Source organism: candidate division KSB1 bacterium (assembly GCA_034506255.1).
In the GTDB taxonomy this organism is placed as follows: domain Bacteria; phylum Zhuqueibacterota; class Zhuqueibacteria; order Zhuqueibacterales; family Zhuqueibacteraceae; genus Coneutiohabitans; species Coneutiohabitans thermophilus.
Genome location: JAPDPX010000005.1, coordinates 407,531 through 429,808, shown reverse-complemented (window position 1 = coordinate 429,808; position 22,278 = coordinate 407,531). Strand labels below are relative to the sequence as shown.

Genomic DNA, 22,278 nt, shown 5'->3' with positions numbered 1-22,278 from the left:
ATTTCCCCCCGAAGCGCGCGCCGGCTTTTGGCAGTGGTCGCGCTGATGGTGTGCTATCTCACCGCGGTTCCCTTTCACCTTGATGTCTCGCGGCCGGGCGTGGCCCGGCGCTGGGCACGCGCCGAATTGGTGCCCTTTCACAATGCCCAGGGCCGGCGCATGTCCGGCACGGACACGCTCGGCAATCTGCTTCTGTTTCTGCCGCTCGGCTTCTGTTGGCACGGCTGGCGCATGGCTTCGACCCGCCGGCCGCGCCTGGCGGCCACCGTTCTGGCCTGTGCGCTGGTGAGCTTCACGATCGAAAGCACGCAGCTCTTGCTCAGCGACCGCTTCACCTCGGTGAACGATGTCATGAATAACACGTACGGTGCGGCTTTGGGCGCGGCGCTGGCGCTGCGTTTTTATGCGCCATTCGCCGCCTCGCTGCAATCCGCCTGGCGTTATCTCCGGCGCCGGCCTGGTGTGCTGGCGGGTCTCGCACTGGGCCTGAGTTTCATGCTCTGGCGTCTCGCACCGTTCAACTTTACGCCGCGTCTCGACAACGTTTGGAACAACGGGCTGCATTGGCTGCATTCCGTGCGGCACCTCGCCCGCCTGCAGGAAACCTGGCGCACGCTCGACCTGCGCGAGTACTGGCCGCTGGCGGGGGCCGAGAATCTCCTTTTTGGAATCGTGCTGGGCGGCATGCTGCACTGGTGCGTGTGTTGGTACTGGCCGGCAAATCCCCGAAGCAAGTGGGCGATAGCTCTCATCACGGCCGGTTTGCTGTTGCTGCTCAACAGTTTTGCCCTGCTGGCGAAAACCAATCCTCCCGACCTTCTGCCGGATCTGGCCTTTGTCCTGGGCATGCTGCTCGGCAGCCGGATCTTTCGCACGGCACCGCCGCACACCACTGCGGCCGTCCACCGCCTGCGATGGTGGTACGTTATCTTCTTTCTTATCGTGCTTGGCCGGCCGGATTACAGCGAGCCGGCCCTCACGCACAATGGCACGACGACCGGGCTGCTGACAGAGCTGGTGGCCTCGGTTCATCCGCACCATCTCTTCCGGCCTGACGCACAACCGCTGCGCCTGTTCATCAAACTCCTCCTGACTTCTTTTCCCATTGCCTTTTGGCTGTCACGGCAGGCGCGTGAGCGTTGGAAAATTTCTCTTGCGCGCCGCCTCGTGAACGGCGTCCTGCTCGGTGCGGCGCTGGGGCTGGGGCTGCAACTCCTGCGGCATTTGGTGATGGGGGGCCATGCGGGCCTGCCGGCGGTGATCGCCCTGATGGCAGGCGCAGCCGTGGGCATTCTGCTGGAAAACTGGTGGGAACGAGAAACGTCGCGCCGGCCTGCGGCCGCAACAAAAGACTCTTGCCCGGCGCCCGGCACACCCTGAGGCAGCGCCTCATCCGCAAATAATCGGCGGCGTTGTCCCGGAATACGAGCAGGAGGGGAGAAAAGACTCCCCCGCATACCACTGCATATTTTGGGGCGGGAGCGCAAAACGCGCGGGAGAAAAGTTTCCGGATCCCCGTTGCTGCCGCCGGCTGCAGGCACGCCGGCTTCAGAAGTTGCGATTCAATCGAAATGTGACGACCAGATCATCATAACCACGGTCCGTGCGCTTGGCGAAATGCAAGCGCACCCGGCCGTCGTTGTCGGTGATGGCCACGCCCACATCGGTTTTGAGCCGGTTCCAGGTGAGGTCATCAAAGGCATCGGCAAGAGAGGAGCCGCTCCCCGCAAACCAGGTCATGCCGGAATCGACGAACAGAATCAAGTTCAATTCGCTCACGATCGGCAGGTCATGCAGCCGGCTGCGGCCGGCATTCATGCGGTATTCGAGATTCGCCAGCAGCATGCGGTTGCCGGTGAACTCCTTGAAACGATAGCCCGGCAGGCTGGAAAGTCCGCCGAGGTCAAAAAGAAACTGCGCCGGCAACTCACCGCGACTGGAGCCGGCGCGCAGCCGCAGATCGAGATTTCTGCCGTAAGCGGTCGGGAGGTAGCTCCGGAGGTCGAGGATCACCCGGTCAAAATCATAGTCACTGTCGAGGCTGGGGCGGCTGAATTCTGTCATCAACTGCACGAACCAGCCACGCCGCGGCGCGCGCTGATGATCCCGGCCATCCCAGTTGAACTCGGAGAAATAACTTACCAGCCTGCCCGGGACGATGGCGGGATTCGGACGGAATCGCTTGTCGCCGCCGAACAATGACCACACCGCGCGATTCTCCAGAGGGAGCAAATCATCGCGGCGATAGCCGGCAGTGAGTTTGATATCTTCGCCGAAATGCTGGCGGGCGTACAGGTTGAAGCCGCGGCGGCGATAGTAATCGCGAAAATCCTCTTTGATCAGCAGGGCGGCGAGGGTGTTCTCCTCAGCGGGAATGATCCACTCATCTTCACTGTCGGTGCGATCATGAACCTCGCCGCCCAGAATGGAGCGAAAGTCACGGCCATAATACAACTCGAGGCCGGCCTGATATTGCCAGCGTCTGGCCTTGAAGCCATAGCCGGCGGAGCCGAACATGCCGACGTTGGCCGCGCCGTAATACTTGCGCGGCAGCAAACCGCCGAGATAAAGGCCATCGACGCGCGTGTAGCGCAATTCCATGTCAACGGAGGTGGTGAAGCGGCGGTGGCGACGGTTCCATTCGCGCAACCTTTCGCGCTTGCTCTCGCGCTGCGCCGGTGGTGAAGCTTCGATCTGATCGCCGTCGATGCGGCTGCCCGCAAAGCGCTTCACCCGGCCTGCCACGGCCACGACGTCGCCGGTGACCTGGGCAGTTGAAGTCAGAGTGATGTTGCCACAGACCACCAACAACGTCCCCTGCAATTTGCCGGCAATCACCACGTCTCCGCCGGCCACCACCACATCGCCGGTGAGACTGTCGGTTGCCGCAAGTTCGAAATCACCGAAACGCCGTATCGCTTCCGCTTCTCGGCCCGGCAGATAGTCGCGCATGGCCTGTTGCACCAGGTGTTCATCACAGGTGCTGGTGTCGCCCACCGCAAAGACCGTGGTGTCAGGCTGCGCCCGGTGTTCCGCTGCGCCGGCTTGTGGCGCAAGAAGCAGCCCGAGGATGATGAGCAAGCCCAAAACCATCAGCAGGAGGAAGAGAAGCTGTTTGGCCAGGTTACGTGGGGTAGCTGTCTCCATCATATCTTGACCTCCCTCGAGAAAAGAAACAGTCAGGATGATTGGGCAAAATCGTTCGCATCGACAGATTCAACCGGCGTGCCAAGCAGCCCGGCAGCAAACACTTCCGCCCAAGCTGTTGTCGTTTATGAGATTGTATGCAGAGCTGGGAGCGCTGTATTTGGCAGGCGCCTTTGAAGCCAAACGGCCCGATGAGTGTCTGTCCTACACATCTTCGCAAAATTGTGGCAGAGTGCCACAGGCAGCCGCCGGGAAGCAGCTCGTCTTTTCTGAAAATTTCTAGCCGGCGCCCGGGGCGACGATTCGCAGCAGGGCAAAGAAGACATTGCTTTCTTGCCCGCCCACTGCTTAGATTGTGCCATCAATCTGGATGCTTTTCCACAGGCAAATGTAATGTCTCAGTTACCTGTGGCGCCGTCGCGCAGGCCTCTTCTCTGCAGCCGGGCTACTCCACACGTTCCTGAGGAATTGCAGGCAAACTCACCTGGAGCCGGTATGGCAAAGATATTTTATCTGCACTGGCATGAAGCCGAGGCACGCGAGCGCGTGGCGCCATTGCTGGCGGCCGGTTACCAATTAAGCGTGCATTGGAGCCAGGAAAAGTCGGTCACCTTTGGCGAAGCGCTGCCCGAGGCTCTCGTCATCTCGCTCGATCGCCTGCCTTCGCACGGCCGGGCGGTTGCGGAGTGGTTTTGGGAAGCCAAAAAGCGGCAGCATATTCCCATCATTTTTGCCGGCGGCCAACCCGACAAAGTGAAAGTGGCCAAAGCCAGGTTCCCCAAAGCAATTTTTTGCGCCACGGAAGAAGTGCCAGCAGTGCTGGCACGCTGTCTGAAAGGCAAATGACTGCATGCGACGAACCATGCCGTTGTTGTTTTTGGGAATGAACTGGCTGTCCGGCCTGCTGCCGGCCGCCGCACAACCCGCCACACTCCAGGAGGCCGTGGCAGTATCCGCCACCATCACCGGCGAGCGCCTGTATCACCATCTCGCCGTGCTCGGGAGCGACTCGCTCGAAGGCCGTGGCACCGGCACGCGCGGGGGTGAGAAAGCCGCGGCTTATCTGGCGCAGCAGTTCCGCAGTTTTGGACTGCTGCCGGCAGGTGACGACAATACCTACTTCCAGCAGATCCCCATGCACGCCAGCAAGCCGCTGCCCGACTCGAAATTGCAACTCATGACCAAAAACGGGCCGGTGGATTTGGTATTGGGCGCGGATTACCTGCTCTACAACACCGGCGCGCAGACGTTCATCCCCAAACCCGTGCCGCTGGTGTTCGTCGGTTATGGCATCATTGCCCCGGAATATGACTACAACGATTACCAGGCCCTGAATGTGGTGGGCAAGATCGTGGTGTTCCTCTCCGGCGAGCCCTACGCCAATGATTTTACCTATTTCGAGGGCGAGCAGGAGACCGTGCACGCCCTGCCTGAGGTCAAGCAAAAAGTCGCGCTCAGCCGCGGTGCCGTGGGCAGCATCATGATTCCCTCGCCGCGCCATCCCGCCGGCCGTGACTGGCAATATTGGCTGGATCAATTCGCCTTCGAAGATGTCCGCCTGTTCTATTCGGCCGCCGGCAACCTCAGCGTGGTGATGAACCCCGCAGTGGCCGGCCGGCTGTTCGATGGTGCAGCCTTCTCCCTGGCAGAAGTCCTGGCGAGGGAGCGTGTCAATGCGGTGCACAGCTTCACTCTGCCGGTGACCGCCTCCTTTCGCGGCAGTTTTCAACAGCGTGATTTTCTCGCGGCCAATGTTATCGCCCTGCTGCCTGGCAGCGATCCCGAATTGCGCGACACATACGTGCTGGTCTCCGCGCATTATGATCACCTGGGCATGGGGCCGGCGGTGGCCGGCGATTCCATTTACAACGGCGTGTTCGACAACGCGGCCGGCGTGGCGGCGGTGCTGGAAATCGCACGGGCCTTCGCCGGTTTGAAGGAGAAACCGCGGCGGTCGCTGCTTTTCGTGCTGGTGACCGGCGAGGAAAAGGGCCTGCTCGGCTCGACCTATTACGTCGATCACCCGGTGAAGCCGCTTTACCGCACGATTGCCAATCTCAACGTCGACGGTCTGGCGATGTTCGATACCTTCGCGGACATTGTGGGCGTGGGGGCCGAGCTTTCCACGCTCGGCGAATTGTTGCACCAGCTTGCCGGAGCCCTGCATCTCAAAGTCTCGCCGATTCCCTCCCCTTTCGCGGATATTGCCGCCTTCGGCTGTTCTGACCAGGTGGCCTTTGCGCGCGGCGGCATTCCCGCGCTCTTGATCATGGAGGGCATGCAATATCACAACACCCCGCCGGCTGCCGGCCTGCAGCGCATGATCGATTGGGGCCGGCACATCTACCATTCGCCTTGTGATGATCTTCGGCAGGCGATCAATCGCGCGGCCATGGAACAGCACACGCGCATTCTCTTTGCCTTCTGCCATCTGCTCGCCAATTTGCAAACCGCACCGGAGTGGAAGAAAGGCACGCCCTACCGCAACGCCCGGCTGCAGTCGCTCGCGGAGAAACGTTGAGTGACAACAACCATGAGGAACATTCCGGGAAGACTCCTGCTGCTGTGTTGCTGCCTGCAGGCTTGTGCTGCTCCCCGCGGACTGGCACCGGGCACCACCAGCCTCCGCATCAAAGGTTCGGACACCATGATCATGCTGGTGCAGCGCTGGGCGGAGGAATTCATGTTGCGTCATCCCGGTCTCGCGATATATGTCGAAGGCGGTGGTTCCGCAGCCGGCATTGCAGCCCTGATCAAGGGCGAGGCAGACATCAGCGCGGCCTCCCGGCCGCTGCGCGCCATCGAAGCCCGCCAGCTCGCAGCACGACAGCACACGATCGGCGTGGCTTCGCTGGTGGCCAAAGATGGTTTGAGCATCTATCTCAATCCCGCCAACCCCGTGCGCAACCTCAGCCTGGCACAGGTGCGCGACATCTACCTGGGCAGAATAAAATCCTGGCGGGAGGTGGGCGGGCGCGATGTGCCAATCACCGCTCTCAGCCGTTCGCCCAATTCCGGCACCTATCTCTATTTCCAAGAGCATGTCCTGGAAGGACAAGCCTATGGCCACCACGTGATCAGCCTGCCCACCACCGCGGCCATCGTCGCGGCTGTCGCGGAGGATTCCACGGCGATCGGTTATGGTGGCATTGCCCACGGCCGGCAGCTCGTGCATTGCAGCATCAACGGCATCACACCGACCATTGAAGCAGTCCGCCGGGATCTCTATCCGATCACGCGCTATCTTTACCTGTACACCGTCCAAAAACCGCAAGGCACCGCCAAGCTCTTCATCGATTGGGTGTTGAGCAAAGAGGGGCAGCGACTGGTGCAGGAGATGGATTACGTGCCGTTGTTCGAAGTGCCGTGAGGACTATGCGGGGCGCAACCTTCCAATTGCATCCCTGCCTCCTTTCACAGCGTTTCGCAATGCTGAAAAATTTCCCCGGAAATTTTCTCACAAGTGAAAAGCTGCCGTTTCTGCCACCCCATACCCGCACCCTGCAAGCTTTGGAAAAATAATCCGCCCGCGCCCTGTTTGTTCATCGCCTCTTTGGGCACGCAACTTGAGCCCATCCCTAATGGGCACATGCTGCTTTTTCTTTTCAACCAATTCATGAATAGTTGCTCATGAAAACAGAAAGGCATCGCGAGGTGAATGTAACATGAAGATTCAAATATTCGGCCCTGGCTGCCTGAATTGCAAAACGCTCGAGCAGCGCGCCCGCCGTGCGGCGGAAGAGCTGGGCGTGAAGGCAGAATTCGAGAAAGTCACGGACATCGCCGCCATCATGACAGCCGGTGTCCTCCGCACACCCGGGCTGGCGATTGATGGCAAGCTGATGAGTCAGGGACGGGTCAATTCCGTCGAGGAGATTAAAATTATGCTGGGGCAGTTCATCGCCGCCGGGAGTTGAAGCGATGGCGACTTATCTACATGCCCTGCGCCGGCGCTGGCAAAATTGGCTGCTGGCTGAACCGGAAAGGCGGGAGGAGTGGAAAAAATTCTTCTGGCTCACCGCCGCGTTTCTGGCCTTTTATTCCCTGCCCATCGCCTCGACAGACGCGACCCGCGTACTGGCCGGCGGCCTGGCGTTGCTGCAAGAGTATGCGCGCCGGCACGTGCTCACCTGTTTGGTGCCGGCCTTCTTCATCGCTGGCGGCATCGCGGTCTACGTCAAAAAGGATTCCATTCTGCAATTGCTCGGGCCGATGGCGAAAAAATATATCGCTTATCCGGTGGCCGCGATTTCCGGCGGTTTGCTGGCGGTGTGCTCGTGCACGATTCTGCCGTTGTTCGCCGGCATCTACAAACGCGGCGCCGGCATCGGCCCGGCGGCGGCGTTTCTGTTCTCCGGTCCGGCGGTCAATGTCACGGCCATCATTCTCACTTCCTCGGTGCTCGGCTTCGACTTTGCGATGGGGCGCCTGCTCTTCGCGATGACGATTGCCATTCTCGCCGGCATCGTCATGATGTTGCTTTTCCGCGATCACGACCACAAAAACAGCAAGGGCTTCGTAACGAGCGGCGTTGAGGAAGCAACGTATTCCACTGCCTCAATCATCGCGTTCTTTGTGCTGCAACTGGCCATTCTGGTCGTCTTTGGCCTCGGCATCGCGCCAAGCTTAAAATATGCGATCGGTGGAATGGCGCTGCTGGGCTTGCTGGCGCTGGTGTTCCACAAGTTTTCATCCGAAGACAACCGCCGCTGGATTGCCGAGACCTGGGATCTTTCCAAGAAGATCATGCCGTATCTCTTCGTCGGCATCTTTCTCGCCGGCGCCATCGGCGAGATTCTGCCGCAACGCTGGGTGACGGCGACGGTCGGCGGCAACTCGCTCGCCGCGAACGCCATCGCCTCCATCTCCGGCGCGCTGATGTATTTCGCCACGTTGACCGAAGTGCCGATCATTCAGAAGCTCATGCAGCTCGGCATGGGCCGCGGTCCGGCGATGACGCTGTTTCTCACCGGCAACGCATTGAGCATTCCGAGCATGATGGTGCTGTTCAAGCTCATGGGTGCGAAGCAGGCGATGACTTACATGCTCACGGTTGTCGCGCTGTCCATCGTCGCCGGACTGCTGTGGGGCAGCTTAACATGATGACACGAGGTGAGGCCATGTCCAAAACCGCTTATGATTTCAAAGCCGCCGTCCTCAAGGCGCTGGCGCATCCCAATCGCCTGCGCATTCTCGAAGCGCTGCGTTGTGACCGCGAGATCTGCAACTGCGAGATCGGCCCCAAACTCGGGTTGGAACAGTCGAACCTCTCGCGGCATCTGCTGGCGCTCGCGGAAGCCGGGCTGGTGGTGGCGCGCAAAGAAGGGGTGCGCATGATGTATGAAGTCACCGATCCGCGCGTCTTCAAAGTTTTGGATTTGGTTGGCGAGATGATCAAGAAACAGTTTGTTGAGCGCGCCGAGTTGCTGGAAATCTTATGACGACGTGCTGGCGCTTTTAAAGAGAGGAGAAACTCATGATCGTGAAAATCCTGGGCGTCGGCTGCCCGAAATGCAACACCCTGGAAGCGAGAGTCAAAAACGTGGCTTTGCAACATGAAATTCCTTGTGAGATTCAAAAGGTCACGGACTTGTCGCAAATCATGAGCTATGGCGTGATGATGACGCCCGGCCTGGTCATCGACGAGCAGCTCAAAAGCGCGGGCGCCATTCCCGGCGATACGCAAATTCTGCAATGGCTGCGGGAGGTGTGACATGCAAGACAAAATGCTCTCCCTCTGACGATCCTGATAATTGGTTTGGTATTTTTTGCGTGCGGAGGCGACAACCAGCAGGCGCAGACAGGCCGCGGCGACGGAATAGCGGCTGACCAATCCAACGACGTTCAAGTTCCGAGCAATCAGCCGAGCCTGGATTCTCAACCGAAAGACACGACTAGGACTCGAATTGATGGTGGTCAAGTCGGAGGCAGCCGGCCAACCTCAGTGACGTCCGCGAATGCTGCGGCCGGCACTCAGCCCAAGGCAGATCTTGTTCGAAATAACCAAACGGCGCCGGCACCCCGGCCCGAGGCTACTGCCGACCAAAAAGTTTTCGCGCCCAAAATCACGTTTATCGAATTGGGCTCGGTCAATTGCATTCCCTGCAAGGCCATGCAGCCAGTGATGCGATCCATCGAAAGAAAGTATGGCGAGCAAATGCAGGTGATCTTCTACGACGTCTGGACGCCGGCGCAGCAGCACTATGCCCGCGACTTCAAAATTCGCGTGATTCCGACGCAGGTGTTTGTGGATCAGCACGGCAGCGAAATTCTGCGCCACGAAGGCTTCTTCGCGGAAGTGGAAATCGATCGGTTTCTGCAGGCGCAAGGCCTGAAAGTTTTGCCAGGAATGTGAGGCGCTTATGATTGCGGAAATTTTTGCCGCCTTGAGCCAGGCATTGGCAGGCAGTTTCGGCATTGCGCTGCTGGCGGCGCTGGCGTGGGGTGTGTTCAGCATCCTGCTCAGTCCGTGCCATCTCTCCAGCATCCCGCTCATCATCGGCTACATCAACACGAAGGGACAAGTCAGCACCAAACGCTCGTTCAATCTCTCAGCGATTTTTGCGCTGGGCGTGCTGATCACCATCGCGCTCATCGGCGTCGTCACCGCGGCATTGGGTCGATTGCTGGGCGACGTCGGCACGATCGGCAATTTGTTGGTGGCCGGCGTTTTTCTGGTCATTGGCCTGTACTTGATGGACGTGCTGCGCTTCTCGTGGGAGGCCGGACCGAAACTGCAAACGCGACTCAAAGGCATTGCCGGCGCCATGGCGTTGGGCCTGCTCTTCGGCGTCGGACTTGGGCCGTGCACGTTCGCCTGCATGGCACCGGTGTTGGGCACGGTGTTTCATCTCTCGCAAACCAGCATCATCCAGGCCAATTCCCTGTTGCTGGCGTTTGGCCTCGGTCACGTCGCCGTGATCGTGGGCGCCGGCTCCTTTGGCAATTGGGTGCAACGCTATCTCAACTGGACGGACAACTCCCGCGGCCTGGTCATCGTCAAGCGCATCTGCGGGGCGCTGGTGCTGGCCGGCGGCATTTATTTGATTGCAAACACCGTTTGACAATGCGCGAACCGATTCCGAAGTCCGTCGCGCGAAAGCTCGACGTCACCATTCATCTCGAAAGGAGTCAAAATGAAATTGGCCCGCATCCTGGAAAAGCTGCAGGATTTCAAATCTCTTCCCTTCTTCGTCATCATCAGCATGGTGATCGGCATTGGCATCGGCAAAATTTACGGCATCTCCAACTTCGAGCTGACGCCGCCCATCGACGCCATCGTTTCGATCTTTCATGGCACGTACACCTTTTCGCTGGCGAATACACTGGCGCTCGGTGTCGTCATCGGCTTGTTCCTGATGATGTATCCGGCCATGACCAACATCAAGTTTGAAGACCTCGGGCACTCACTAAAATCTCCCAAGCAATTGTTGGTGGTGCTGTTTTTCAACTTTGCCATCGCGCCATTCTGGATGCTGCTGCTGGCCAATTTCTTTTTGACGCCCGGCAGTGATTTTCACACCGGCCTGGTGCTCTACGGCCTCGCGCCCTGCATCGCCATGGTGATTATTTTCACCTTTCTCTCCTTCGGCAACACCGCGATGGCGATTGTGCTGGTCGCGCTGAATTCGATTCTGCAAATGATTCTCATTCCCGTTTACGCCAAGTGGCTGTTGGGTGAAGTGAGTTTTGACGTCTGGCTGGTGGCCGAAAGCGTTGTGCTCTATCTCGGCATTCCGCTGGTGGCGGGATTTTTCACGCGGCGCTGGGGCGTGAAAAAATATGGCGAAGAAGGCTTCAAAAAAGAGAAAACCTATCTCGACAGCCTTTCCATCATCGGCTTGCTGTTCACGCTCATCGTCATGTTCGCGCTCAAGGGCGATTTGATCGTCGCGGAGCCTGGCATCATCCTCAAGCTGGCGGTGCCGATGATGCTGTTCTTCTGGAGCATCTTCGTTGTCGTTTATCTGGTGGGATGGAAACTGGGATTCAATTACAAGGATGCTACCGCGGTCGCGTTCAACTCCACCGGCCGCGATTTTGAAATTGCCATCGCCATTGCCATCACCGCGTTCAATCCGACGGTGGCGCTGGCAACGGTGGTCGGCCCGCTCATCGAAGTGCCGGTGATGCTGGTGTTGGTATGGTTTGCGCGTGCCACCCAGCAAAAACTGTTCGGCGAAACGCTTGTGCCCGCGCCAGTAAAGCTTGCTGTTCCTACAACAGAGCGGCAAGCAGCGTGAGGGAATGTCAAAATTCATGAGGAGTCGCTGCGCGGCAATGAAAAAACGCATTCTGCTCGTTGAAGAAGATCAAGACGTTCTCGATCTCCTCAAGTTCAACCTGGAAGCCGAGGGGTATGAGGTTGTCACCGCGAGAGACGGGCGGCAAGCGCTTGCAATGTTGCACAACCGGGCGGATTTGATCATTCTCGAAGAAAAGCTGCCGGATCAGAGCGGAGGGGAAGTTTTTCAATTGCTTCGTTCGCAAAACGTTGCCAAAGATATACCTGCCATCTTTCTAACCACCGCGCCTCTCAACCCCGAAGAGATTGCGCAGCGTTCATCCGGCACCGCGGCTTTTCTCGTTAAGCCGGCAAGCATGCGCGACTTGTTGGAGCGCGTCAAAACTGTTTTGGCAAATGCCCGATAAACAGTGTCGTCCGGGAAATGCTCCAACCTGATCACTCACCTCGGTTTTACTGAACCAGTTTGCACCCGCAATAGCCGAGCATCACCGAGATGCCCAGGGCAACTAAATGAAACAAGATACGAAATGGCTCGGGGATGATTGAAGAAACGATTTCGGCAACTAAGAGTCTATCCGAAGACCAGAAAGTTCGTAATATCAACAACTAAAAGTGCGGCAAAAATACATACCAGCTTTTTATATTTATTTTTCCAGCTTTCATTGGCATGAATACCACTCATGCTAATGAATTCGACGTGAATCCCGAGTTCTTACCCAGCGAAGAACTCTGGCAGCTCGTTGAAATGTTGCTGCCACCTTGGCCAGACAAACCAAAAGGTGGCAGACCACCGATGCCGGACAAACAAGCCTTCTTTGCCATCCACTATATCTTGGTGACCGGTATCCAGTGGAAGGCCTTGCCGCGCTCGCTCGGTGCGCCCAGCACCGTTCATGATCGTTTCCCAAAATGAGTGCGGTGGGCCTGTTTTTGGATCTTTGGCGTCTGGGCGTGCATACTTATGACCATGTCCTCCCTCTGATGTGGGAGTGGCAAGTTATGGATGGTGCCATCACGAAAGCCCCTCTGGGGGGCGAAAACACTGGCCCCAATCCCACCGATCGCGCCAGGCGAGGTACCAAACGGCATCTTCTGACCGATGGCCGGGGCATTCCGCTGGCACTGGTGGTGAGCGGAGCCAATCGTAATGATTTCAAAGAAACCAAAGCAGTGTTGGACAATCTCGTGATGGCACGCCCCCAACCGACCACACGCAAGCAACAAAACCTGTGTCTTGACAAAGGCTGTGATTATCCGGAAGTGGCGAAAATCGTCGCGGCATACGGTTACACCGTACACCTGCGGCGCCGCGGTGAAGAGCACGCACAGGAAAAGAACATTCCGGGTTATCGCGCGCGGCACTGGGTGGTGGAACGCACACACAGGTGGATGAATGGAAATCGCCGGCTGCTCATTCGTTGGGAAAAGAAGACGGCCAATGATGAAGCCTTTCTCCCTCTGGCGTGTGCGATCATTGCCGTTCGCCGTACCCTCGCGGTTTTCGGATAGGCTCTTAACTACTATATCGTGTCTCAAGGGCAGGTTGTCGAAGAGGGGTATGGATACATTCCGGCGGGCGACCTGAGCGGGAGCTTTGACGATGGCTGGATGAAACTCCGAACCAATACCAGTGCTGCGGCGAACCCCAATTTTTACCGCAGGGTTGGTAATGGCGGAGTTGTTGACGTCTTTTGGCGGGAGACATCGGATTGGTTGCACGAGTACCGCGGCTTCCTTGTTGAAGAGTACTTCAATTCCCAGCGAGTCCACGGCTTCAAAGGGCAACAGACCCGGAGATCGGCCTTGGCAACAGGGAGTGTTGTCGGATACACCATTGGTTCCCCTCGCTACACGAGTGCCCATCGGCTGGGTGCGTTTAAGAATTTGAGCGTCTACATCAGTTATGGGAATTGACCGCCCGCTGTCAGGATGGTCTGTTTGATGGCAATGTTCGAGCTTGATTAAGCGTACGGCCCAGGCCGAAAGTAACCGCGATTTCCACTTTATTGCCCGGGGTATTGGGAAAATCTCTCGACCACAAGAAACGTTGCCACGCAGAGTGAAAATCACGAGACAAAGAACATCCCCAAATTCCCAAGGATTTTTATCCCATCCTGCCTTTCTTGCCTGTGGAATCTGTTTTTCTGTGAGCGGGCCAACTTTTTGAAATATTGCGCGGTGTTTCCCGCCCGTGGATCATTGCCCTTTTTCCCCGCCACTTTGAAATCCGGATCGGGTGATTTCTCGAATTGTTTGCCTCTGGCGTTGTCTCCCGGCCATTTATTGCAATCAATAGCTGATCCTGCCTCGTTGCATGGTAGGAATTTGCCTGTTGGCGCTGCTTGATTCTCGGGACAGAGTTTGCTCAGTCTTGCACCAGTCGTTTGACAACCCCATTTCACAACTTGACTTCGAGCGATTTCGGTTTTGATCGCCGGACTTCGGCAGGCGTGATGATCGTGTGTTGGCGCAGCGCAAAAAAAATCTCCCGAGCTGCGCCGGAAAATTTGCCGACCGTATCTGCTGCCCGAGTCGTTGGGAGGGCCGCCGGCATGATTTTTTATTTTGATTGACAAAGTGTTGCCCCTTTCTTATATTGCGCGGCGCAAAATTCAACAAGGATCGTCATGAAGGAAGTGAAGATCAAAGAGCTCCGCCGGGCGACACGCAAGTCCGCAGCCAAAATCGTGGTGAAACTGCCCTTCACACGCACCAATTACCTTCTGTTCGGGCTGGGAATTTTGCTGATCATTGCGGGATATGTCGCCCTGGCGCAACCACCGGTGGATGGCTTTTGGACCCTGACAGTCGCGCCGATACTGCTGGTGATTGGCTACTGCGTGGTGATCCCTGTGGCGATTCTTTATCAGAGCAGAAGCAGCGCACTCCCTGACCACACGAAAGGAGACGGGCGCTAGGCGCAGCCTGTTGCGGCAGGGTCGCCGGTCTGCGGGGTCCTTCCGGCCCGCCGGGCGATTAGCTCAGATGGTCAGAGCGCCTGCCTTACAAGCAGGAGGCCAGTGGTTCAAGTCCACTATCGCCCACCAAGCCCGTGTGGTGTCGAGTTGGCCGGTTGCAGCAAAAATGTTGTGCTGCCGTGCAGGAGGAAAAGTTCGGGGTCGTGGTGTAGCCTGGTTAACACGTCGGCCTGTCAAGCCGAAGATCGCGGGTTCAAGTCCCGTCGGCCCCGCTCGCGGAACAAAAAGGGTTATGGCAAGTGCGCTGTGACCCTTTTTTTTTAACCTGCCGTTCTGAGTTTTGGAGTGCCCGCTCGCGTGATTTGGTCCTCTCGTCAGTCTGTCGCCGCCTCACATCCCTTTGCCTTCGTTTTCTTCGTTGCTGCTTTCGTAGCTATCACTGTCGGTTTCGGCAGAGCTGCCCGTCTGCCTGCGGCGGACTCCAGCCGGCTGCGCCCGGGCGGTGCGCTGGTTTTTACACCGCGCCTGGGCAAATTGGTGCGGCCGCCGCATGCTTTCGTGGCATTTCACGAGCTGGCACATCCGCGCGTGGGGCTGGCGCTGAGCGGCGGCGGCAGCCGCTGCCTGGCGCAAATCGGTGTGCTGCAGGCCCTGGAGGAGCACGAAGTTGGCATCGATCTGATCGTCGGCACCAGTATGGGCAGCATCATCGGCGGCTTGTATGCCGCAGGTTATTCCGCCCGCCAACTGCGCGAGATTGTGCACCAGCTTGACTGGGAAACGCTTTTGCGCGACGAGCCACAGCGCCGCGATCTGCTGCTCAGCCAAAAGCAGGAGCATGATCGCACCTATCTGCAAGTGCGACTGCGCGGGTGGAAGCCGGCATGGCCGCGGGCGCTCACCGCCGGCCAGAAACTGCAATCTGTGCTCACCGAACTCACCCTCAAGGCCAACTACTGGGCCAGCTCCAGCTTTGACAATTTGCGCATTCCCTTCCGCGCTGTCGCCACCGATGTCAACAGCGGCAGGGAGGTGCTGATCGACCGCGGGGATTTGGCCGAGGCCATGCGCGCCTCCGCCGCCATTCCGTTTTTACTCTCTCCGGTGCCACGCCAGAATCACCTGCTCGTCGATGGCGGCCTGCTCAACAACATTCCAGTGGACGTGGTGCGGCGCATGGGCATGGAGGTCGTCATCGCGGTGGATGCCACCTCCAATTTGCGCAGCCAGGAGCATCTCAGCATGCCCTGGGAATTTGCCGATCAAGTCACCACCATCATGCAGCAGGAACGGAATCGTGAGCAGGCGGCCCGCGCCGACGTGTTGATCTCTCTGCGCGAGGAGCCGCGGCCCTCGCTCGATTTCTCCCGGCTGGATTCGCTGATCGAGCTGGGCTATCAAAAAACCCTGGCGCAGATGGATCGCATCCGCCGGCTTTGCGGTCAGGTGCAGGCGAGCGCTGCCAACGGCGCGGCGGCACCTTATGCGGTCCGCCACTTCGCCGTGCGTGGCGTGCCGGTGGAGGCCCTGCCGCTGGCCGGGATGGGCAATGGCGGAGGCCGGCTCAGTGCCGAGGCGATTCAGCAACAAGTCGATCAGCTCTATGCCAGCGGCGACTACCGCCGCGTCAGCGCGGTACTGCGGAACGATACGCTCTATTTCGAAGCCGAAAGCAATCCCGTTCTCCGCAGCCTGCGCTTCGAAGGCAACACGGTTTATTCCGATCTCGAGCTCTTTGCCTGCCTGCAATCGCGCCTGGGCGAACGTCTGAATCATCTGCGCGGCCGGCGGGATTTGACCAATCTGTTGGAAAAATACCGACAGGAGGGCTACGCGCTGGCGGAAATCCGCAGCGTGGAGTTTGATTCCAGCAACGGGGCGCTGGTCATTACGGTGGAGGAAGGCCGGATTGCCGACATCGTGTGCGAGGGTTTGGTGCACACCAGGGCTTTCGTGGCGCAGCGCGAATTCACGCTCGAGCGCGGCGAGATTTTCAACTCCAAAGCCGCGCAGCAAAGCGTGGTCAATCTTCACAACACCGGCCTGTTCGAAAAAGTGGGACTGAGCCTGGTGCGGCTGCCCGACGGCAGCGCGCTGGTCAAATTCAAAGTCGAGGAAAAACCCTACACCCTGCTGCGTTTGGGCATCTTCTCGGAAAGTGAACGCGGCACCCGCGTGTTTGCCGAAGTGGGAAACGAGAACCTTTTTGGCACCGGCACGCGGCTGTTGTGGCACGGCAACCTGGGTGAGCGCGATCAGGTGGCGCGGCTGTCCTGGTATGCGGATCGTTTCGCGCACACTTATCTCAACCTGGCCACCAGTGTCTATCATGAGTTGCGCGAGAATCTCACCTATTTGCCGGGCCACCCCGACCCCCGGGGTGCCTATGACGAGCGCCGGTGGGGCGTGCGTGCCTCTCTGGGGCAGCAGGTGAGCCGGTTGGGCGGCATCGCCCTGGAGTTGCGCTCGGAGGAGGTGCGGTTGCGCAGCCTGTCGGGCAGCGGCTACCCGGTGGGCACGGCGCGCTTGAACAGCCTGACGCTGCGTTCAATTCTCGATACCCGTGATCAGTTCCCTTTCACCCGCACCGGCCGCTACCTGCATTTGGCGTATGAATACTTTCGCCCGTTTGACGGCGGACTGGTCACATTCTCCAAATTTCAGGCGCAGTTGGAATCGTTCGACTCCGCCGGCCCGCACACCTTGCGCTACCGTTTTGTCCTGGGCGCGGCGGAGGAAACCACGCCATTCAGCGAGCAATTCAAACTCGGCGGGCCGCATGACCTTTACGGCCTGCGCGACCAGGAATTCGTCGGCCGGCATTTGCTCCTCGGCAGCATGGAATATCGCTACCAACTGCGCAAGCGGCCCCTGCTGGATACCTACCTGAGTTTGCGTTATGATTGGGGCGGCGTATGGGTGGATCGCAAGGACACTTCCTATCGCAAGATCCGCAACGGCATTGGCATGGCCTTGACTGTCGCCACACCGCTGGGTCCGGCGGGCGTGGCCGTCGGGCTTTTCGAGGGCAGGCAGAAGCGGGTGTACTTCCAGTTTGGCCACGCTTTTTGAGCGGCATGATTCGACCGCAATAAAAAAGGCGCAGGCATTTGCCTGCGCCTTTTCTGTTTGCAGCTTCCGGCTCAATAGCGGTAATGCGCGGGTTTGAACGGGCCGTCGACCGGGACATCCAAATACGCGGCCTGTTCCGGGGTGAGTTTGGTGAGTTTGGCGCCGAGCTTGTCCAAATGCAGCCGGGCGACCTTTTCGTCGAGCTTCTTGGGCAGCATGTAAACGCCGACCTCGTAGTGATTGTTGAACAGCTCGATCTGCGCCAGCACCTGGTTGGTGAAAGAGTTGGACATCACGAACGACGGATGGCCGCTGGCACAGCCCAGATTGACCAGCCGGCCTTCGGCAAGCAACAGAATCGAATGGCCGTCCGGAAAGATGTACTTGTCCACCTGGGGCTTGATCTCGATTTTGCGGATGCCGGGAAAGGCATTGAGGCGGGCGACCTGAATTTCGATGTCGAAATGGCCGATGTTGCAGACGATGGCGCCGTCTTTCATCCTTTGAAGATGCTCGAGCGTGATGACGTCTTTGCAGCCGGTGGCCGTGACAAAGATATCCGCGGTCTCGACGAAATCATCGATGGTCGCCACCTGATAACCCTCCATCGCCGCCTGCAGTGCGCAGATGGGGTCAATTTCGCTGATCACCACGCGGCAGCCGAAACCGCGCAGCGATTGGGCCGAGCCCTTGCCGACGTCGCCGTAACCGGCCACCACCGCCACCTTGCCGGCCAGCATGACGTCGGTGGCCCGTTTGATGCCGTCGGCCAGCGATTCGCGGCAGCCGTAGAGATTGTCGAACTTGCTCTTGGTCACCGAGTCGTTGACGTTGATCGCCGGGACTTTGAGGCGGCCCTCCTTCAACATTTTGTAGAGGGCGTGCACGCCGGTGGTGGTCTCCTCGGTGATGCCTTTGATGCCGGGCAGAAACTGCGGCATTTTGTTGTGCACGAAGTAGGTCAGATCACCGCCGTCATCGACGATCATGTTCGGGCCTTCGCCATTGTCGAAATACAGCGTCTGCTCGGTGCACCACCAGTATTCCTCTTCGGTTTCGCCCTTCCACGCGAACACCGGGATGCCGGCGGCGGCGATGGCAGCCGCGGCATGATCCTGGGTGGAGAAAATGTTGCAGGAGGCCCAGCGCACCTTCGCACCGAGCGCCACCAGGGTTTCGATCAGCACCGCGGTCTCGATGGTCATGTGCAGCGAGCCGGCAATGCGTGCGCCCTTCAACGGCTGCTGGCTGCGATACTCTTCGCGCAGCGCCATCAGGCCGGGCATTTCCTTCTCCGCCAGTTCGATCTCGCGGCGGCCCCACGCCGCCAGGGAAATGTCGGCGACTTTGTAGGGCGGGCGATGGGGCAGCGTCGTTGCGTTCCTGCCGTTGGCACCGTTGGTGACGGCTTGTGAGGTGATGACTTCGGTTTCGTACATGTCGTCCTCTAAGGTTTGGTTGCTTGGAAGATGAGAACCTTCATCGTTTCGTTTTTGGCAAGAATCTCCGATTGGGGCGGCGCAAAGCCGGCCGCGATCAGCCATTTGTTCAGGTCGGCGCGTTTGAAGCCGAGCCAGAGATCGGCGTACTTCTCCCGCATTTCCACGACCTCATGCTGCAGCAAATCGGCGATGACCAGCGTGCCGCCGGGTTTGAGTATGCGAAAAATTTCTGCCAGGGCACCGGCCGGCTGCGAAACATGATGCAGCACCATGCAGGCCACCGCCGCCTCCACCGCCGCATCCGGCAGCGGCAGATGCTCGATTTCACCCAGGCGAAAATCGCAGCGCGCCAGCGCGGCGGGCATCTCCTGCGCCACGTAATCGGCAGCCACACGCAGCATGGTGCGGGAGGAATCGATCGCGATCACCCGCTGAAAGCGTTGCAACAGCGCCGGCAGCAGCAGCCCGGCACCGGCGCCCAGATCAGCTGCGCTCTCGCGCCCCTGGGGTAAATGCCGCAACACATGCTCGCGGTAGTAACTACTGTCCAGTACCTCCCGCTGCAGGCGCTCCCATTCCGGACCGACACGGTCGAAATACCTTTGGCTCGCCTGCCGGCGGCGCTGCACGATCGATTCGATCTGTTGCAAATCCGTTTCGCGCGAGCGAAGCCGGGCCGCAGCCTTCAGCGCCAGGCTTGCTGCTTCGCCCAGCTCCACCCTGCCGTTGGGTGGCGTGAGTGAGTAGAATGTCCAATGCCCCTCACGCCGGCTGACGACCAGCCCGCATTCCGCCAGGATTTTGAGATGTCGCGAAATGCGCGACTGCCCCATGCGCAGAATTTCGATCAGCTCGTTGACGTTGAAATCGCCCTGCGCCAAAACCGCGAGCAGGCGCAGACGGGTTTCATCCGCCAAGGCCTTGAACACTTGCAACAGATCCGAATTCATATCAGCATATCAAGATTTTTTGATATAATACATTCGCGCGGCCCAAATTGCAAATCATTTTTTTACAACTTTTACAAGTTCCAAAGCTGTAAGTCAGCGGCGGCTCAGATACGATCTTGTGTTTGTGAGAAGAAGATGAAAGTGTGCGTACGGGCCTCGCGCGCGCCGCACTGGGCTTGTGGCAGGGGCGGGCCTGGGGCACAAACTGGCGCGGCATGATCTAACCTGTTGATAAAATCCGGTGTTGCTTGACGAAGAGCCGCCCGCCGGCATCGGCTTTTTACCTGCCCACGGAATTTCACACCCGGGCGGCTGGGTGGGGAAGTTGGCCGCATTTTTGCTAAAGACTGGGCGGGAACGAAATTCAAGCGACTCCTCAGCAGGAGCTGCACAACATCAACTTAAGGAAGAAGGCATCATGAAGATTCAATCCATCAAAGGGAGCGTGCGGGTGTTTCAGGGATGGGCGCTGGCCGGTTTGATGTTGGTGTGCGGCGTGAGTGCGGCGCGGGCACAAGCAGTGGCGCGTGCCAATGCCAAGCCGCCGGCAACGGCATTGGAAGCCAGGGAAACGACACTGGCGGAAGCCAAGGCCTCCCTGCTGGCCAGATTACAGGAACTGGACAAGGAGTTTGAATTGCAGCTTGATGAGGCGACGCCGGCGGCCACGCCGCCTGCCACGGCCTCCCCAAAACCTGGAGCGCCGGCGCAACCGGTCGATCTCTCCACGGCACTGCTGCAGTCGATCGAAGGCACCAAAAATCCCGGCGCGACTCTGGTGGATCGGAATCCGGCCGCGCCCGATCTGAAAGCCATGCAAGCCAACATCGCGGCGAACAGCTTTTTAGCCAAGAAAATTGAAGCGCTGGAACGGATGCTGGAATTGTTGGAGATGAAGGAACAGCTGTTGACCGAGCAGAAGAGTTTCGACAAGCGTCTGAAGAGCGTGCAGGCCAAGATCGAACAAAGCAACCGGCAAACCAGGGAAGAGTAGTCTCGCAGAATGGACGATGCGTGGTAGACACAAGAGACGGCCACCAGCCGTCTCTTGTGCTTTCAGGCTACCTTGCGCAGCAGTTCCTGCGCCTGCTCCTTCAAGGGCGTGTTGACCTTGGCGCCCAGAATCGTTTCCAGATGGGAGATGGCACGCTCGACTTCGTTCATCTTGATGAGCGCCATGGCGAGATAGTAGTGCGCCAGCAGGTTGGAACGGTTCAATTTTACACCACGCTCGAGTTGCGGAATGGACTCCGTCAGCCGGTTCAGTTTGATGAGATTTTTACCCCACACCGCCAGCATCACCGAATCCCCCTTGCCCAGTTCGCTCGCCTGTTCGAAAGCCTTCACCGCCTCCGCCGGCCGGTCGATGAGGTCGCAGGCGATGGCCAGTTGCTTGAAATAAAGCCCTTTTGCAGGATTGAGTTTGCTCGCCTGGGCAAAAGCCTTGACCGCACGATCCGGCGCACCGGCACGCTGCAGCGCCACCCCCAAAGCCGCCCACACCTGGTCATCATCGGGCTTTTTCTCCAAATACTTCTGGTACATGCGTGCGGCGCCTTTGAAATCCGAATACAAAAAAGCCTTGTAACCCTCGGCGTACAGACTTTCGAGATCGGCAGTTTCCACCGTGGGCGCTGCGGAGATGATGCTGCGCTTGGCGTGTGCCGCCAGCGCATGCTTGGGATCGAGCTCGATGACTTTGCGGTAATTGAGATTGGCGTTTTCAGTATCGCCGAGGATGGCATAGATCTTGGCCAGGCCGAAGTAGGCGCGGATCTCGTTGGGCGAGAGTTCGATGGCGCGCTGAAAGCTGGCGATGCCTTCTTTGTATTTTTTGAGAATGCTGTAGACCGCACCGAGGTTGAGATGGGCGAGCGCATTGCGCGGATCGAAGAAGATGCTCTCTTTGAGATGGCCCTCGGCTTCGGCAAACTTGCGCATCTTCAGCAGAATCGTGCCCAGAATCAAATGCGCGCGATGATAGATCGGGCAGAGCGTGACCGCCTGGCGGAAATTTTCAACCGCCTCCTTGTAATTTTTGTTGGCGAAGCAGGCAATGCCGAGATTGAAGTAGTAATCGGGATCCCAGGGGTTTTTCGCCAGCGCCTGTGTCCAGCGAGCAATGGCCTTGGCAAAGTCACGCTGCTTGGCGAAGGCCATGGCTTCGCGATGCAGGCTTTCGGCTTCGGGGTTCATCGCCGGCAGCAGCCAGCGCAGCTCGGCCTTGTTGTCGACAATTTTGATCTGCAACTGGCTGCTGTGACCGAAGCGCCGGCTCAAGTATTCCGCGATTTGGGCGGGGTCTTTTTTGAACGTGATCAGCTCGTGGATTTCGGCGTCGAGGTGGCGAATATCGGAGAGCGCGAGTGTGGCTGAGATGAATTTTTGGGCAGCCTGTGAACTCATGGGCAGCAAAGCTGGGAAGGAAAGGCCATGATCAATTCGCAACGGGAAGGCGGAGCAACCGCCCCCACAAAAAATTAGGGCTTCGAAAAACCGCG

Annotated in this window: 22 protein-coding genes and 2 tRNA genes; 18 read left to right on the top strand and 6 right to left on the bottom strand. The window is 58.6% G+C overall.

The features are described from left to right. The first annotated feature begins 33 nt into the window (after nt 1-33). Nucleotides 34-1,380, top strand: a complete 1,347-nt coding sequence (locus ONB52_12630) for a VanZ family protein (protein ID MDZ7416984.1) — start codon at nt 34-36, stop codon at nt 1,378-1,380. Nucleotides 1,381-1,548: 168 nt separating this feature from the next. Here ONB52_12630 and ONB52_12625 read toward each other — a convergent pair whose 3' ends face one another. Then, on the bottom strand, nt 1,549-3,150 hold the full coding sequence (locus ONB52_12625) for an outer membrane protein assembly factor (GenBank protein MDZ7416983.1): 1,602 nt from the start codon (nt 3,148-3,150) through the stop codon (nt 1,549-1,551). Between the two features lie 492 nt (nt 3,151-3,642). Between ONB52_12625 and ONB52_12620 the strand changes: the two genes are divergently transcribed. Genes ONB52_12620 through ONB52_12610 form a run of 3 tightly spaced genes read left to right on the top strand, consistent with a single transcriptional unit; the run spans nt 3,643 to nt 6,517 of the window. After that, complete coding sequence (locus tag ONB52_12620) at nt 3,643-3,993, top strand: hypothetical protein (protein MDZ7416982.1); 351 nt, start codon at nt 3,643-3,645, stop codon at nt 3,991-3,993. Between the two features lie 4 nt (nt 3,994-3,997). Beyond that, nucleotides 3,998-5,668, top strand: coding sequence for a M20/M25/M40 family metallo-hydrolase (locus ONB52_12615; protein ID MDZ7416981.1), 1,671 nt, complete (start codon nt 3,998-4,000; stop codon nt 5,666-5,668). A gap of 12 nt (nt 5,669-5,680) precedes the next feature. Further along, on the top strand, nt 5,681-6,517 hold the full coding sequence (locus ONB52_12610) for a phosphate ABC transporter substrate-binding protein (protein MDZ7416980.1): 837 nt from the start codon (nt 5,681-5,683) through the stop codon (nt 6,515-6,517). A 44-nt stretch (nt 6,518-6,561) separates the two neighbouring features. On the opposite strand, the gene ONB52_12605 is transcribed toward ONB52_12610, so the two are convergent. Next, nucleotides 6,562-6,765, bottom strand: coding sequence for a hypothetical protein (locus ONB52_12605; protein MDZ7416979.1), 204 nt, complete (start codon nt 6,763-6,765; stop codon nt 6,562-6,564). Nucleotides 6,766-6,812: 47 nt separating this feature from the next. Between ONB52_12605 and ONB52_12600 the strand changes: the two genes are divergently transcribed. From ONB52_12600 to ONB52_12560, 9 genes are all read left to right on the top strand, one after another. Continuing rightward, complete coding sequence (locus tag ONB52_12600) at nt 6,813-7,064, top strand: thioredoxin family protein (GenBank protein MDZ7416978.1); 252 nt, start codon at nt 6,813-6,815, stop codon at nt 7,062-7,064. Between the two features lie 4 nt (nt 7,065-7,068). Next, on the top strand, nt 7,069-8,250 hold the full coding sequence (locus tag ONB52_12595; GenBank protein MDZ7416977.1) for a permease: 1,182 nt from the start codon (nt 7,069-7,071) through the stop codon (nt 8,248-8,250). After that, nucleotides 8,247-8,588: a metalloregulator ArsR/SmtB family transcription factor gene (locus ONB52_12590; protein ID MDZ7416976.1), complete on the top strand. Its 342-nt coding sequence runs from the start codon at nt 8,247-8,249 to the stop codon at nt 8,586-8,588. Before ONB52_12595 ends, ONB52_12590 begins: the two co-directional genes overlap by 4 nt. A gap of 35 nt (nt 8,589-8,623) precedes the next feature. Then, complete coding sequence (locus ONB52_12585; protein ID MDZ7416975.1) at nt 8,624-8,860, top strand: thioredoxin family protein; 237 nt, start codon at nt 8,624-8,626, stop codon at nt 8,858-8,860. A gap of 231 nt (nt 8,861-9,091) precedes the next feature. Continuing rightward, nucleotides 9,092-9,502, top strand: coding sequence for a thioredoxin family protein (locus ONB52_12580; protein MDZ7416974.1), 411 nt, complete (start codon nt 9,092-9,094; stop codon nt 9,500-9,502). A 7-nt stretch (nt 9,503-9,509) separates the two neighbouring features. Then, on the top strand, nt 9,510-10,211 hold the full coding sequence (locus ONB52_12575; protein ID MDZ7416973.1) for a cytochrome c biogenesis protein CcdA: 702 nt from the start codon (nt 9,510-9,512) through the stop codon (nt 10,209-10,211). A gap of 72 nt (nt 10,212-10,283) precedes the next feature. Further along, nucleotides 10,284-11,390 carry a bile acid:sodium symporter gene (locus tag ONB52_12570; GenBank protein ID MDZ7416972.1) on the top strand — a complete coding sequence of 369 codons (1,107 nt, stop codon included), beginning with the start codon at nt 10,284-10,286 and terminating at the stop codon, nt 11,388-11,390. A 37-nt stretch (nt 11,391-11,427) separates the two neighbouring features. Beyond that, on the top strand, nt 11,428-11,799 hold the full coding sequence (locus ONB52_12565; GenBank protein MDZ7416971.1) for a response regulator: 372 nt from the start codon (nt 11,428-11,430) through the stop codon (nt 11,797-11,799). Between the two features lie 341 nt (nt 11,800-12,140). After that, nucleotides 12,141-12,904 (top strand): IS5 family transposase gene (locus ONB52_12560; protein ID MDZ7416970.1). Its coding sequence is split into 2 segments (ribosomal slippage): nt 12,141-12,300 and nt 12,300-12,904, totalling 765 coding nucleotides; the frame shifts between segments, so codons are not numbered across the junction. Between the two features lie 557 nt (nt 12,905-13,461). On the opposite strand, the gene ONB52_12555 is transcribed toward ONB52_12560, so the two are convergent. Then, complete coding sequence (locus ONB52_12555) at nt 13,462-13,971, bottom strand: hypothetical protein (GenBank protein ID MDZ7416969.1); 510 nt, start codon at nt 13,969-13,971, stop codon at nt 13,462-13,464. A gap of 51 nt (nt 13,972-14,022) precedes the next feature. Between ONB52_12555 and ONB52_12550 the strand changes: the two genes are divergently transcribed. The 4 genes from ONB52_12550 (at nt 14,023) to ONB52_12535 (ending at nt 17,385) form a co-directional block, all read left to right on the top strand. Then, the gene (locus ONB52_12550; protein ID MDZ7416968.1) at nt 14,023-14,313 is read left to right on the top strand and encodes a hypothetical protein; all 291 of its coding nucleotides are present in this window, start codon (nt 14,023-14,025) and stop codon (nt 14,311-14,313) included. A gap of 52 nt (nt 14,314-14,365) precedes the next feature. Continuing rightward, nucleotides 14,366-14,442, top strand: a tRNA-Val gene (locus tag ONB52_12545). 68 nt (nt 14,443-14,510) lie between these two features. Next, nucleotides 14,511-14,585 (top strand) — tRNA-Asp (locus ONB52_12540). 85 nt (nt 14,586-14,670) lie between these two features. Continuing rightward, nucleotides 14,671-17,385 carry a patatin-like phospholipase family protein gene (locus ONB52_12535; protein ID MDZ7416967.1) on the top strand — a complete coding sequence of 905 codons (2,715 nt, stop codon included), beginning with the start codon at nt 14,671-14,673 and terminating at the stop codon, nt 17,383-17,385. 71 nt (nt 17,386-17,456) lie between these two features. On the opposite strand, the gene ahcY is transcribed toward ONB52_12535, so the two are convergent. Both ahcY and ONB52_12525 read right to left on the bottom strand, forming a co-directional pair. Further along, on the bottom strand, nt 17,457-18,824 hold the full coding sequence (gene ahcY / locus ONB52_12530) for an adenosylhomocysteinase (protein ID MDZ7416966.1): 1,368 nt from the start codon (nt 18,822-18,824) through the stop codon (nt 17,457-17,459). Between the two features lie 8 nt (nt 18,825-18,832). Continuing rightward, nucleotides 18,833-19,777, bottom strand: a complete 945-nt coding sequence (locus ONB52_12525; protein MDZ7416965.1) for a metalloregulator ArsR/SmtB family transcription factor — start codon at nt 19,775-19,777, stop codon at nt 18,833-18,835. Nucleotides 19,778-20,018: 241 nt separating this feature from the next. Between ONB52_12525 and ONB52_12520 the strand changes: the two genes are divergently transcribed. Then, nucleotides 20,019-20,771, top strand: a complete 753-nt coding sequence (locus ONB52_12520) for a hypothetical protein (GenBank protein MDZ7416964.1) — start codon at nt 20,019-20,021, stop codon at nt 20,769-20,771. 62 nt (nt 20,772-20,833) lie between these two features. Here ONB52_12520 and ONB52_12515 read toward each other — a convergent pair whose 3' ends face one another. Continuing rightward, nucleotides 20,834-22,183, bottom strand: coding sequence for a tetratricopeptide repeat protein (locus tag ONB52_12515; protein ID MDZ7416963.1), 1,350 nt, complete (start codon nt 22,181-22,183; stop codon nt 20,834-20,836). Between the last annotated feature and the right edge of the window lie 95 nt (nt 22,184-22,278).

Bases quoted from the DNA above. Each gene is read 5' to 3' on its own strand.
- ONB52_12625 (MDZ7416983.1), bottom strand. From the start codon at position 3,150: ATGATGGAGACAGCTACCCCACGTAACCTGGCCAAACAGCTTCTCTTC.
- ONB52_12620 (MDZ7416982.1), top strand. From the start codon at position 3,643: ATGGCAAAGATATTTTATCTGCACTGGCATGAAGCCGAGGCACGCGAG.
- ONB52_12615 (MDZ7416981.1), top strand. From the start codon at position 3,998: ATGCGACGAACCATGCCGTTGTTGTTTTTGGGAATGAACTGGCTGTCC.
- ONB52_12610 (MDZ7416980.1), top strand. From the start codon at position 5,681: ATGAGGAACATTCCGGGAAGACTCCTGCTGCTGTGTTGCTGCCTGCAG.
- ONB52_12605 (MDZ7416979.1), bottom strand. From the start codon at position 6,765: ATGAATTGGTTGAAAAGAAAAAGCAGCATGTGCCCATTAGGGATGGGC.
- ONB52_12600 (MDZ7416978.1), top strand. From the start codon at position 6,813: ATGAAGATTCAAATATTCGGCCCTGGCTGCCTGAATTGCAAAACGCTC.
- ONB52_12595 (MDZ7416977.1), top strand. From the start codon at position 7,069: ATGGCGACTTATCTACATGCCCTGCGCCGGCGCTGGCAAAATTGGCTG.
- ONB52_12590 (MDZ7416976.1), top strand. From the start codon at position 8,247: ATGATGACACGAGGTGAGGCCATGTCCAAAACCGCTTATGATTTCAAA.
- ONB52_12585 (MDZ7416975.1), top strand. From the start codon at position 8,624: ATGATCGTGAAAATCCTGGGCGTCGGCTGCCCGAAATGCAACACCCTG.
- ONB52_12575 (MDZ7416973.1), top strand. From the start codon at position 9,510: ATGATTGCGGAAATTTTTGCCGCCTTGAGCCAGGCATTGGCAGGCAGT.
- ONB52_12570 (MDZ7416972.1), top strand. From the start codon at position 10,284: ATGAAATTGGCCCGCATCCTGGAAAAGCTGCAGGATTTCAAATCTCTT.
- ONB52_12565 (MDZ7416971.1), top strand. From the start codon at position 11,428: ATGAAAAAACGCATTCTGCTCGTTGAAGAAGATCAAGACGTTCTCGAT.
- ONB52_12550 (MDZ7416968.1), top strand. From the start codon at position 14,023: ATGAAGGAAGTGAAGATCAAAGAGCTCCGCCGGGCGACACGCAAGTCC.
- ahcY (MDZ7416966.1), bottom strand. From the start codon at position 18,824: ATGTACGAAACCGAAGTCATCACCTCACAAGCCGTCACCAACGGTGCC.
- ONB52_12525 (MDZ7416965.1), bottom strand. From the start codon at position 19,777: ATGAATTCGGATCTGTTGCAAGTGTTCAAGGCCTTGGCGGATGAAACC.
- ONB52_12515 (MDZ7416963.1), bottom strand. From the start codon at position 22,183: ATGAGTTCACAGGCTGCCCAAAAATTCATCTCAGCCACACTCGCGCTC.